Origin of the sequence: Aquisphaera insulae (assembly GCF_011064615.1) — a bacterium.
In the GTDB taxonomy this organism is placed as follows: Bacteria; Planctomycetota; Planctomycetia; order Isosphaerales; family Isosphaeraceae; genus Aquisphaera; species Aquisphaera insulae.
In genome coordinates this window covers 175,698-187,413 of record NZ_JAALJH010000003.1, presented here as the reverse complement: position 1 = coordinate 187,413, position 11,716 = coordinate 175,698, and the positions used below count along the sequence as shown (strand labels likewise).

General features: G+C 67.5%; 9 protein-coding genes and 1 pseudogene. 1 reads left to right on the top strand and 9 read right to left on the bottom strand.

The features are described 5' to 3' along the window. Positions 1–15: 15 nt before the first annotated feature. Genes G6O54_RS03085 through G6O54_RS03075 form a run of 3 tightly spaced genes read right to left on the bottom strand, consistent with a single transcriptional unit; the run spans position 16 to position 4,373 of the window. The gene (locus G6O54_RS03085; RefSeq protein WP_165220030.1) at positions 16–498 is read right to left on the bottom strand and encodes a chemotaxis protein CheW; all 483 of its coding nucleotides are present in this window, start codon (positions 496–498) and stop codon (positions 16–18) included. Beyond that, positions 495–3,578: a hybrid sensor histidine kinase/response regulator gene (locus G6O54_RS03080; protein ID WP_165220028.1), complete on the bottom strand. Its 3,084-nt coding sequence runs from the start codon at positions 3,576–3,578 to the stop codon at positions 495–497. The genes G6O54_RS03085 and G6O54_RS03080 overlap by 4 nt, the downstream gene beginning before the upstream one ends. 3 nt (positions 3,579–3,581) lie before the next feature. Beyond that, positions 3,582–4,373: an Hpt domain-containing protein gene (locus tag G6O54_RS03075; protein ID WP_165220026.1), complete on the bottom strand. Its 792-nt coding sequence runs from the start codon at positions 4,371–4,373 to the stop codon at positions 3,582–3,584. A gap of 460 nt (positions 4,374–4,833) precedes the next feature. Here G6O54_RS03075 and G6O54_RS03070 point away from each other — a divergent pair, with 460 nt between their 5' ends. Further along, positions 4,834–6,198 carry a c-type cytochrome gene (locus G6O54_RS03070; protein ID WP_165220024.1) on the top strand — a complete coding sequence of 455 codons (1,365 nt, stop codon included), beginning with the start codon at positions 4,834–4,836 and terminating at the stop codon, positions 6,196–6,198. Positions 6,199–6,229: 31 nt separating this feature from the next. On the opposite strand, the gene G6O54_RS03065 is transcribed toward G6O54_RS03070, so the two are convergent. The 6 genes and pseudogenes from G6O54_RS03065 to G6O54_RS03040 all read right to left on the bottom strand — a co-directional run bounded on the left by G6O54_RS03065 (position 6,230) and on the right by G6O54_RS03040 (position 11,145). Further along, positions 6,230–6,724, bottom strand: a complete 495-nt coding sequence (locus G6O54_RS03065) for a ComEA family DNA-binding protein (RefSeq protein WP_205678656.1) — start codon at positions 6,722–6,724, stop codon at positions 6,230–6,232. Positions 6,725–6,922: 198 nt separating this feature from the next. Continuing rightward, positions 6,923–8,203, bottom strand: coding sequence for a dipeptidase (locus G6O54_RS03060; protein WP_165220021.1), 1,281 nt, complete (start codon positions 8,201–8,203; stop codon positions 6,923–6,925). 212 nt (positions 8,204–8,415) lie between these two features. Then, positions 8,416–8,841 carry a type II toxin-antitoxin system VapC family toxin gene (locus tag G6O54_RS03055; protein WP_165220019.1) on the bottom strand — a complete coding sequence of 142 codons (426 nt, stop codon included), beginning with the start codon at positions 8,839–8,841 and terminating at the stop codon, positions 8,416–8,418. Continuing rightward, the gene (locus G6O54_RS03050; protein ID WP_165220017.1) at positions 8,838–9,053 is read right to left on the bottom strand and encodes a hypothetical protein; all 216 of its coding nucleotides are present in this window, start codon (positions 9,051–9,053) and stop codon (positions 8,838–8,840) included. The genes G6O54_RS03055 and G6O54_RS03050 overlap by 4 nt, the downstream gene beginning before the upstream one ends. 305 nt (positions 9,054–9,358) lie before the next feature. Then, positions 9,359–9,832, bottom strand: a complete 474-nt coding sequence (locus G6O54_RS03045; RefSeq protein WP_165220015.1) for a hypothetical protein — start codon at positions 9,830–9,832, stop codon at positions 9,359–9,361. Between the two features lie 27 nt (positions 9,833–9,859). After that, positions 9,860–11,145, bottom strand: a pseudogene (locus G6O54_RS03040) (ISKra4 family transposase). Positions 11,146–11,716: the final 571 nt, after the last annotated feature.

Sequence of the window (11,716 nt, the reverse complement as noted above, 5' to 3'; positions counted from 1 at the left end):
GTTGGGCCTGGAGCGTCACGTTGCGGCCTGGCGGGGCTCCTCGATCACGGCGAGCATTCGTCCCGGGTTGAGGACGACGAGCAGCTCGTCATCCAGCTTGCAGACGCAATCGATCAGGTCCGATCGACTCATCACCGAGGCGTCGCGGTCCGCCCTGGCGAACGGCTCGATCTGGGCTGCGTCCACGGTCCGGATGTCCGAGATCTCATCGACGACGACGCCGAACGCACCGCCGACCGAGGGCTTGAACAGGATGAGACGGCCGTCGTCGATCCCCGCGTCGCCCGGCATGCCGAGCAACCGGCGGCTATCCAGGATCAGGTAGACGTGCCCCCGGATGTTCACCAGCCCCAGGACCTCGTCCGGTGCATGGTGCACCCGGGTCGTCGAGGCCCTGGTGGTGATCTCCTTGACGTCGAGCACGTCGAAGCCGAACCGCCGGCCGTCGAGCCTGAACGTGCAGAACATCCGCACCGAGGGGGACGCCGGAGTCGTCACGAAGGGGCTCCCTTCCTGGCCAGCAGCCGCGAGACGGTCCGCAGCAGACGGTCCTGGTCGAGCTTCACCTCGTAGCCGTCGAAGCCGCATTCCCTCGCCCTGTTTTCGTAGGTCGGCCCGCTCAGGGAGGTCAGCGCCAGCATCGGCGTGGTGAGGCCACGGCGGCGGACTTCCCGGGCGAACTCCCAGCCGTCCATGACGGGCATCTCGATGTCCGAGACGATCAGGTCGCAGGCCTCTCCCGATGACAGCCGGGCCGCCCCCTGCGCGCCGTTCGCGGCGGTCGCGACCTGGTAGCCCTCCGATTCCAGGGTGCGGCGGATCAGCTCCAGGAAGAACGGCGTGTCGTCCACCACGAGCACCCGCACGGGCCCCCGCGCCCTCTCCGCCGGGCGTGAGGCACGCGGTTCCCGGTCGCCGGCGAGCCCCTGGATCAAGCCTTGCAGATCCAGGAGCAGGGTCATCCGACCGCGGACGATGACGGATCCGACGATCCCCGCCTGGTGCTCCGGAAGGGGTTGGAGGTCGACCGCGAGCGATTCCGTATCCACGATCCGCGTCGCCAGGATCGCCGTCGGTCGGGATGCGAACCTGGGCACGATCAGCGCCGCCTGGGGCGAGAGCCCCGGGCGCGAGTCGTCCGGGCTCGAGACGGCGATCAACCGGTCGAGCCGCAGGAGGCGCATCGACTGGCCGTCGACCGCCACGAACTCGTCCTCGCCGACCCGCTCGATCCGGTCGAGCCCGTTCATCACCACGCGGCGGATCTGGAGCAGCGGCAGCGCAAATCGCTCGTTCGGGCCGTACTCGAACAGCAGGACCCGCTGGGGATGGATCGCCATCTCGTCCCCTCGCGAAGCCGTCCCGGCGGCCATCGCCGGCTCGAGGCTCAGCCGGGCATGCTCCAGGATCCCGGCGACGTCCGCGATCAGGGCGACCCGGCCGTCGCCCATGATCGTCGCGCCGGCGAAGATCCGGACCTCCCTGAGCGAGGGATGCATCGGCTTGACGACGATTTCCTCGCTGCCCCGGATCTCGTCCACCACCAGCCCGAAACGGCCGCCGGTCGTTCGCAGGACCAGGATGTAGGCGACCCGCTGCGGATCGAGGTCGGCGGCGTGACGTGCCGCGATCTCCGCCCGGGTCGCCTCCGTGAACGGCCGGCGCCGGGCCAGCACGTCCGCGAGGTGGACGACCGGCAAGAGCCGGCCACGCGACCGATAGACCTCCGTGTCGAACGCCAGCTCGATTCGTCCCGTCAGCCCCGGATGCAGGCAGACCACTTCCTCCAGGTCTCGCTGGGGGATGGCGAAGCGCTCGCCCTTCACGGCGACGATGAGGCTGGGGATGATGGCGAGCGTCAGCGGCATCCGGAGGATCATCGCCGTCCCCAGGCCCGGCTGCGAGTCGATCGTCAGCGTCCCCTCGAGCTGCTCGATGTTGGTCTTGACCACGTCCATGCCGACGCCTCGGCCGGACACCTCGGAGACCGAGCGGGCGGTGGAGAAGCCTGGCAAGAGGATGAGCGAGAGCAGCTCGCGGGGCGACATCCGGTCGAGCTCGGGCTCCGACCTCAGCCTCATCGCCATCGCCTTCTCGCGGACGCCCCGCGGGTCGATGCCCCGCCCGTCGTCGCGAATCTCGATGCGGATCTGGCCTTCGTCATGGGACGCCGCGAGGGTGATCCGGCCGACTTCCGACTTGCCCGCGGCGAGCCGCGCGGGCGGCGGCTCGATGCCGTGATCGACGCTGTTGCGGACCAGGTGTGTGAGGGGGTCGGAGAGTTGCTCGAGGATCGTCTTGTCGAGCTCGACGTCCCGGCCCTCGAGGGTCATCTCCACGTTCTTCCCGAGCTGCCTGGCGAGATCCCGGGCCAAGCGGGGGAACTTGCTGAAGAGGTTCCCGATCGGCTGCATCCGGGTCCGCAGGACGGTCTGCTGGATGGCCGAGGTGACGGCATCAAGCCGCTGCACGATGGGACGCACCCGGTCGTCATCCCGATCGAACGCGAGCACCGACTGATTGCGAACCAGCGTCAGCTCGCTGGCCAGCGTCATGAGCCGGTCCAGCAGCTCCACGTTGATCCGCAGCGAGGCCGGCCGCTCCGCTCCCGGCGCGGGGGCACGGCCGGCCGGCGGTACCGGACTCGTCGGTGCGGCCGATCCGCTTCCGGACGCCACCTCATGCGGCTGTCCGATTTCGCGAGCCTCCGTGGTCAACCCAAGCCGCCTCCGGATCTCCTCGCCCGCCAGCGTCGTGCGGAGTTCTCCTCGCCAGATGACCGCAGTACGTTCCAGGCCGGTGGTCAGGTCCGACGTCCCGAGGTCCAAATTCCGGGATCCCAGGGCCCCCAGGCCGGCAAGCTCGGAAAAGAGGGGACCGAGCCGAGGACCTCGACGACGCGACCATTCGACCAGGTCGATGACCAGGGGCACGCTCGCGGGCGGCTCGCCGGGGGCGGACGAAGCCGGATGGCCGAGGGATCGGAGGATCTCGTCTCGGGGCATGGCCGAGGTGAGCCCGAATCCGAGCCGCACCGATCCGGTCGGGAGCCCGGCCGAGAGGTCCCCGAATTCGGCGATCAACTCGGGCGAGATCACCGCGCCGAGCCCGGCCAGCGTCTCGAAGAACCCGGCCAGGCGACCGTGCCGGAGGCGGTCCACCTCGCGCAGGTCGATCGTCCAGTCGTCCGGGACGCCCCGCGCGGGGCGTCCGACCGCTTCCAGTTTCGCGAGGATCTCGCCCAGGTCGGCCGCGTTGCTGTTCTCGGCGTCGTCGACGAGTGTGGCCAGGCGGTCACAGGCGGAGAGCAAACGCTCAACAACGCCGGCAAGGGGCCGCGCGGTGCGATCCCGGACCGCCTCGAGCGCCGACTCGATGGCGTCGGCGAGCGTGCGGATCCCCGTGTACCCAAGGAACCCCGCATCCCCCTTGATCGAGTGGACCATCCTCAGGCAGCGGTCGGCCTGTTCGCGAACGTCCGTGTCCGCGCCGGCACTCTCCAGCGACAGGAGGATCGGCTCGAGCGCCGCGAGGTGCTCCCTGGCCTGGGTCACGAATTCGTCCGAGCGTGCCGCCATCGCTCACGCACCCTCTGGCGCCGGGCCGGTCCGGACGTCGTAGCTCGTGTCCAGGCCCGTCGCATGCAGCACCGTCGCCAGCGCCCGAGAGATGCCCGAGAGCTGGAGGCGTCCTCGGCCAAGCCGCGCGAGGTGGCGAGGAATCGCGGCCAGCAGGACCAGGCCCTGAACATCGAGATCCTGAGTCGCGTGCAGGTCGAGTCGGATCGGGTCGTCGCCGCACTCCAGCGCCTCGAGGAACTGGCGGCGCAGCCGCTCCGCGGCCGCCGTATCCAGGATCTCCGGGAAGACGATCGTGGTCTTTCCCGGCGCGGTTGGCTTTTGGGAGCTCGCCGGGCCGGTTGCACCCGGGGCCGAGTGCGGAGGGCCGCTCGTCCGACCTCCACCGGCGATGAGTGCCTCGATCTCGGCGACAAGACTCGCCACCGGCCGGCTGAAGTGGCCCGTCAAATCAGCCTGGGGATCCTTGCTCGCCTCCGCGATCTTCCCCATCAGATCCACGCCCCGGAGCAGGACGTCGATCCCCGCCGGGGTGAGGCTGAGCTTCCCCCGCTGGGCCGCGACGAAGCAGTCCTCCATCGCGTGCGAGACGCCCACCATCACGTCGACGCCGACGACTCGCGCGGCCCCCTTGATCGAGTGCGCCGCGCGCATCATCGGTTCGAGGCGGGCGGTGTCCTCCGGCGACTTCTCGAGCACGAGCAGCGCGGAGGACAGCACCTCCGAATGTGTCTCCACTTCGGACCGGAAGAGCTCCATCAACGAGAGGTCTTCGAGGCCGCTGTCGCTGCTCATGGTGCCAGCTCAATGGGAAACTGTCCCCGTCCCCGGGACCAGGTGACGATGCGCCGGATTCGGTCGATGACGTGGCACCATCAACCGGCCTCAGGCGTCCTCGCCTGAACTTGTCACCTCGATTGCACGCGAGGCCGACCGTGATTGACATACACTGAACCTAGTTTACCCCACGGATGGAGGCCCGGCGGAAAACTCCCTCCAGTCTCGCTATTTTGGAGGCTGTGCCAGGACGCACGCGCAATCCGGGCGTCCGGCGATCCGGGGAAGTGAGCTCGCGAGTGCCTCGGCGGGGGAGCGAATCCGCCCCGCCGGGCGCCCGGTTCGGCGGTCGACGGGGCGGGCCGGTCCGGCATCCATTCCCATTTCGCGATCGCTTTGCGACAATCATCCGAGACGAACATCACGTCGCATGATCGCGAGGGCCGCGCCCAACGGCCCCGGGGAGTGTCGCGCCACCATGTTTGTTCAGACTCTCCTGCTCGCGTCCATCCTGGCCGCGAACTCGGCGGACGAACATCCCGCGCCTTCGAACCAGGACGCCTCGGCCGCGTTGCGAGGCCGCAGTGCGCTTCTGGCCCACAGCTACCTGAAAGCAGAGTGGCGGATCGACGCCTATCGGAATGCGTGGAAGCTCTGGGGCACCACATCCGCCCCCGACCCGGTCGCCGATCCCGACGGCTACGCCCGGGCCTTCGCCGACTACTACGGTCTCCACCCGGCTCCGTATGACAACGAGGGCTTGCCGATGGGCCTTCGCTGGTCGAAGAAGGCCGATGGGACGAGGACGGGGTTTCAGGTCGACTGCATGGCCTGTCACGGGGGCTCGATCGGGGGCAAGAGTTACGTCGGCCTGCCGAACTCGACCGTCGACTACGAGCTCCTGCTCTTCGACCTGTTCCGGGCCGACGGCCGGAAGCCTCCGCTAGTCCCGTTCACCATCAACACGGCGCGCGGGACCGTGAACGCGGGGATGATGTCGGTGGTCCTGCTGAGCGTGAGGAACCCGGACCTCTCCCGCCGCGTCTTCCCGCTCCTGCTCGGCGCCAATCTCCCGGAGCTGGATGCCCCGGCCTGGTGGACGCTCAAGTCCAAGGCCACGATGTACCAGGACGGTCGGACGCCGGCCGCCTCGGTCCGGTCGATCATGCAGTTCCTGCTCGCCGACAAGTCGCGATCGGAGTTCGAGGCCCTGGAGCCGACCTTCGCCGACATTCACGCGTATATCCGGAGCATCGAGCCCCCCGCCTACCCGCTGGCGGTCGATGCCCCGCGTGCCGCCCGCGGGAAGGAGATCTTCGAGCGATCGTGCGCCCGCTGCCACGGCACCTATGGCCCCGACCGATCCTATCCCAGCAAGATCGTCCCGATCGACGTCGTCGGGACCGATCCCGCCCGCCTGATGGGGATCTCCGACCGGGCCGTCGAGCACTACAACGCCTCCTGGTTCGCCGAGCATCACCGCGTGAGTCCCGCCCGGGTCGGGTACCAGGCCCCGCCCCTCGACGGCATCTGGGCGACCGCCCCCTACCTCCACAACGGCTCGATCCCGACGCTCCACGCCCTCTTGCTTTCGTCGGAGCGTCCGGCCCGATTCACGCGTCCTCCCTCGACGGGCCTCGAGCACTACGACGCCCGCAACGTGGGCTGGAACTACCAGGTCGTGGACCCTCCCGATCCCGCCGCCCCGCGGAAGCCCACCCGCGAGGCCCACTTCGTCTATGACACCCGCCGCCACGGCCTGGGCAACCAGGGCCACACATTCGGGGACAAGCTCACGGAGGAGCAGAGGATGGAGCTGATCGAGTACCTCAAGACGCTCTGAGGGGATCGAGGTTCCCACCCGGCGATCGACTTCAGGGCGACCTCCTGGCCGTCCTCGCCGACGCGCGGGCGATCGTGACGGGGGCGGCGGATCGAGGCCCATCGACGGGCGCGGGGTCGGCATCGTGGGCCCCTCGTTCCGTGAAGGACAGGTAAGGGCGGAGCCGTGCCAGGGTCGCGGGCCCGATCCCCTTCACGCGGCGGCGAAGGTCCTCGGCGGAGGAGAAGGGGCGGATTCGCCGCTCCTCGATGATCCGGCCGCACAGGCTGGGGCCGACGTGCGGGAGGGCCTCCAGCACGCCCGGCGGGGCGTGGTTGATGTCCACTCGGAGCGTGGGCGGTTCGCGGTCGCGGACCTCGTCAAATCCATGCCGCCCACCGTCCGCCAGCCGGAGGGACGTCCCGGCCATCGCCAGCATCGCGGCGACCAGGACGCGAACTCCCATCGGCCAGGCCCAACCGGCACCGTTCGGTGCGGGGCGGACACTGCCGGAGAGGTCCGGTCTGTGGTCTCCTTCGCTCGCCATCGCGTACCGGTCCCCGGCCGCGGGATCGTGCTTGAAGGCACGGGGCCCAAGCGGGTCTTGATGCCGACCTGAGACTACGCCGGCCCCCACGCTTCATCAAGAAGAGGACGTCTGATCAGGGCCGCCCTCTCCTTCGCTCGGTCCCACGGCGCGAGGCTCACGCCGGAAGGCTCGTCGCGCCCCCCGGCCCTCGCGGTGTCAGTCGTCGTGCGGCTCGGGGGTGATCTCGTCCACCTCCGGCGGGACCTCGGACTGGAGCTGCTTGGCGACCTCGCCGGCCCGGCGGAACGCGCGGAGGACATTGGCGCCCAGGACCTTGTGAACGTCGGACTCGGAATAGCCGCGGCGGAGGAGCTCGTCGGTGATCCGCGGGTAGGTGGAGACGTCGTCGAGGCCGACGGGCCAGCGGTTGATGCCGTCGAAGTCGGAGCCGAGGCCGACGTGATCGATCCCCGCGACCTTGACGATGTGGTCGATGTGGTCCGCCACGTCCTTGATCGTGCCGCGGCCCAGGGTCTTCCCCTCGGTCTTGTACCATTCCTCCAGCGCCTTCTTGCCGGCGGCCGGGTCGGGGTAGCGGGCCAGGATCGCCTCGCGAGCAGCCCTCACCTTCTTCGCGGCGTCGGCCACGATGAAGTTGGAGTAGAAGTTCACCATCACCACGCCGCCGTTCTCCTTCACGCGGGCGAGGATCTCGTCGGGGACGTTACGCGGCGAGGGGCAGAGCGCGAAGGCGCTCGAGTGGCTGGCGATGACCGGGGCCTTGGTGACCCGGAGGGCGTCGTCCATGGTGGCGACCGAGACGTGCGAGATGTCCACGAGCATCCCCAGCCGGTTCATCTCCTTCACCACGCGTTCGCCGAAGGGGGTGAGGCCGCCGTGCTTCGGCTTGTCGTTGGCGGCGTCGGCCCAGTCGAGCGTCGAATTGTGGGTGAGGGTCATGTAGCGGGCCCCCAACGCGTGGAAGGCGCGGAGCATGGCGAGGTCGTTCTCGATGGCGATCCCCCCTTCCATGCCGATCAGCGAGGCGATCTTCCCCTCCTTGACGATCCGCTCCACGTCGTCGGCGGTCAGGGCGAGCTCCAGGTCCCTGGGGTACTTGGCGACCAGGCGGTGGACCAGGTCGATCTGCTCGATGACGGTCTTGGCCGGGTTGGCGTGCTCGCTCGGGATGTAGACCGACCAGAACTGGGCCTTGACGCCCCCCTCGCGGAGGCGGGGGATGTCGGTCTGGCCGACCTTCATGCGCTTCGAGAGGTCGAACTTGGTGAGTGCCATGTCCCCCTTGGCGCGAAGCTCCCAGGGGAGGTCGTTATGCCCGTCCCAGAGCAGGCCGGACGCATGGACGGCCTTCGCCCGGTCGGAGACGGGAGGGATCTCGTCGCCGGCCGTCGCCTCGCGGATCGCGAACGGAACGAGGAGGGCGAGGACGAAGAAGCGGGCGGCTCGGCCCGGGCCTGTTGGTCGAGGCGGGATCATGGCGGCTCCTGAACGAGGATGAACTTCCTGGCCGTCGTGCATTCTCGCGAAAGTGTCGGCCGCGCCTCAACCCCGGGCCGGTCTCCGCTGACGGGGTTGCTCTCGGACGATTGTCATTGATTGTCTCGGGACGATGGAGCTGATCGAGTATTTGGAGGCGATTGGAACGGATTGCAGATCGGACTCCATGGCGGTCTGCCCATCTGCAACGATCAATCCAGCCAGTTCTCGACCCGCAAACCAGGAACTTGTAGGAAATCGGAAAGGTTGGCGGACAGGAGAAGTGCTTGATGGACCAGCGTCCTCGCCGCGATTTTCAGGTCCATCGACCCGATGCGGAGCTTCTTCTGGCGCAACTCGTCGAACTGACGTGCAGCAGCCTCATCGAACGGTGCAATCTCAAAGGCCTGGTAGAACTCGAATAGCAGGGCAAGCTCGCGATAACCGGCAACTTGCCGGAGCGCCGACTTCTCCTTGGCGATGACGGCCAGCCAGCCTCGCATCCTTTCCTGGACGGTGACGATCGTCACACCGATCACTTCGGATGCCGACACTGCTTCGAGTCGACCGATCATGCGGCCACGTTCACTCTCGGGGTATTTCAGCAGCGTCGTATGATCCGTGTCGAGGAGGATCATTCTGTTAGCTCTCCACGACGTGCCGCTTCACGTTCGGCCTCACGCATCCGCGCACCACATTCCTCGTCAACCTTGCGCATGAACTCGCTCTCATGAAACATGCCCACGGCCTTGCGCCAGTTCTTGCTAGGGGAGAGGGCACCGCCCCTCGCGACAATCGTCTCCAAGGCCGCGACTCGTCTGGCAAGAGATTCCAGGGTCAGGTCGCTCATTACAGTCTCCTCCGGGCATCTTCGGGACTTTCGATCTCGGCTGCATCGGTCCCCTAAAGAGACAACCATTATCGTGCGGCCCGGTTTCTCAGCCATCGATGTCAGCAAGCTCGTCCTCCACTTTGACTCTAGAGCGCTTCACGTTCGGATCAACCACGGGCAAGGAGCGACCGCGCCAGCCGTGGCCACCCCAGGCCGATGCGACGAGCGAGCCCCGTGGGAGCCGGCTCCGTCCGGCGACCGGGTGAGCCTTGGCGGGTGTGACCGAGAAATGATGTGCCTGGTATGCTCTGGATACATCATCCTCAACGTGCGGTTCGGTAGACGACCCACACCCAGCATGCCACCAGGACGATCACCGACAATATCCCCCACGCGAGCAACAACCCGAAGCAGGAGCTCCCGCCCGGCTCTTCCGAGGTATCCGTGACCCAGTGCGAGAACCATGGGTCGAACGGCCCCTGGGATGGTCCGCTATCGGGCCCGAGTCGCATCTGCTCCAGCCACCAGACCGGGCACTCCGGGTCGCGGGTGTCGATAGCATAGCCGCAAGGGTCGCCGACCGACTGGCCGATGACGAACAGCCACGGCGGCCAGCCCTCGACCTCGGCCCGGAGCCGCTGATTCAGGGCGATCAATGCTCCGGCGTCGTCCCAGACCTGGGTCTCGGTATTTCCTTCCTCCCTCGGGATCGGGAATGGGGCCACCCGGCGGCGGTACACGTCCGGCAGCCTGACGGCCAAGGCGTCTTCGATCCGGGAGAAGTCCACTTTGGTCATCGGGGCACCCTCCGACGGGCCGGCGGCTCAGGCGGCCACCGGGAAGCCCCAGCGGTCGATCTTCGCCCAGAACTGGCCCCACCGCTCCGGCGTGTAGCTCAGGCACCGCAGGCTCAGCACCGCCGCCGCCCCGGGCTCCTTCCATTTCATCCCGGAGTTGCAGAGCCGCTGCTTGAGACGATCACCTTGCTCGCCGCCTCCGTCACGCCGCTGCCGATCGGCTCCTTCGCCGCCACCCGCGAGGCGTAGTCCATCCGGCCCGCCCCGCCTTGGTTAGCGAAGTACGTGATCGCCCGCTGCACATCCTCGTCGGCCTTGGCCCAGGGCCGGATCTTCGCCTGGTATCTCAACTGCTTCAGGACCGCCGCCGCACTCCCGGGGTCGTGCTTCAGCGTGTGGCAATTCTCCTCCAGCCACATCTCGCGGGCCGTCGGCTGGCCCCGGTAGAGGACCGCCGCCGCCTTGCCCAGGTACTCGGCGGCATGCCAGATGTCCACCACCTGGGTGTCGGTGTGCTTGGCGAGGAACTCCCAGTTCCCCTTGGCCCCGTCGGCGATCCCGACGAAATGGGCCTCCGGGTGCTTCTCCTTGACCCGGCATACCTCGGCCTCCAGCCTCCCGAGGAACGTCGCCTTGCCGTACTCCGGCGTCGCCGCCAGGTAGATCGTGTGCAGCCGCTGGCCCGCCTTGTCGTAGAAGCTGATCGTGCCGACCATCGCCTCCCGCCAGCCGTCCTCGCACATCAGCGTGCAGGTCCCGTCCAGGCTCAGGGCCACGGATGCCGGGGGCGTCTCCAACTTCGGGAGTTGGTAGCTCCAATCCTCCTGTTTGGCCAACGCCACGGCGGCCACCGCGTCGGCGATGTCCTGGACCAGACACCGCGAGACGGTCCGCCCGTGGTTGTCGCGGAGGTCGTGCTGGACGCGGGCCGAGCCGAACTCGGCGTACTTGCTGGCGACCATCTTGGCGAACTTGGGTGTGGAACTGACGACGATCCGGGCGTCGCGGTCCAAAGGGCAGTAGGTCGCTCCGCCCTTGGGGCCCTGGTAGACGTGCCGCCCGACGGTGGCGACGCCGTAGGGGGTCTGGTAGTCCTTGGGGAGTTGCCCCTTGCTGGTGAGCTTGGTCGCCCCGATGGTGATCGGCGAGCCGTCGGTGTCGAACTGCTTCAGGCCCTCCTGGGTAGCCAGGACGCCGGCGTCGTTGAGTTGCTGCTGGAGGGTCTCCTCGAAGTCGAGCATCGAGGGGTTGTAGGGCACGGTGATCTGGACGGTGAAACCGGCCCCGCTTCGTTCCACGATCCGGGCAGGCATCGTCAGGCTCCTTGAGCAGGGGGAAGCCTGACGCTACCTCAGCAACACCCCAGGGGCAACATCATTCCTCGGTCACACCCGCCTTGGCTATCCCCCGGGCTGATGCCACAGGCAAACCCTGTGGAAGCCGGCTCCCAGTCCGCATGCGATCCAAGCGTTACGCGCTCTAGCGAGTCTCTGCGCTCCGTCATCCGGGAGGTGCAGAAACGGGAAGACAGGCAGGCGCTCGAGGCCCGGCTCAGGGAGGTGTCCCTTTGGGTGCCTGGCCTTCGATGTCCCTGGCCTTCGATGTCCCGTGAACGGCTACTCACTTTCCGCCCTCTAGCCCGAAAAGGGAACAGATTCTCCGCAACTTCTCCGGATAGTCCGGCGGCTCGCTACGATTCTCCAATGATGTAAGAAGAAACGGAATCCAATGAAAATCTGCATCTCGGATTTTCGCGAGCTGCTCCCGATGTTTTCGCATCACCTCGTCGGGAACCAATTCAAAATGTGAAACTGTCACAGAATCTAAATTTTAACAGTTTGTCATGCGACGAAGCAGAGAATCGGCGAATTCCGGCGCCGTGAC

Excerpts from the sequence above, each read along its gene's own strand:
- G6O54_RS03080 (WP_165220028.1), bottom strand. The coding sequence starts at position 3,578 with ATGGCGGCACGCTCGGACGAATTCGTGACCCAGGCCAGGGAGCACCTC.
- G6O54_RS03075 (WP_165220026.1), bottom strand. The coding sequence starts at position 4,373 with ATGAGCAGCGACAGCGGCCTCGAAGACCTCTCGTTGATGGAGCTCTTC.
- G6O54_RS03070 (WP_165220024.1), top strand. The coding sequence starts at position 4,834 with ATGTTTGTTCAGACTCTCCTGCTCGCGTCCATCCTGGCCGCGAACTCG.
- G6O54_RS03065 (WP_205678656.1), bottom strand. The coding sequence starts at position 6,724 with ATGGCGAGCGAAGGAGACCACAGACCGGACCTCTCCGGCAGTGTCCGC.
- G6O54_RS03060 (WP_165220021.1), bottom strand. The coding sequence starts at position 8,203 with ATGATCCCGCCTCGACCAACAGGCCCGGGCCGAGCCGCCCGCTTCTTC.
- G6O54_RS03055 (WP_165220019.1), bottom strand. The coding sequence starts at position 8,841 with ATGATCCTCCTCGACACGGATCATACGACGCTGCTGAAATACCCCGAG.
- G6O54_RS03050 (WP_165220017.1), bottom strand. The coding sequence starts at position 9,053 with ATGAGCGACCTGACCCTGGAATCTCTTGCCAGACGAGTCGCGGCCTTG.
- G6O54_RS03045 (WP_165220015.1), bottom strand. The coding sequence starts at position 9,832 with ATGACCAAAGTGGACTTCTCCCGGATCGAAGACGCCTTGGCCGTCAGG.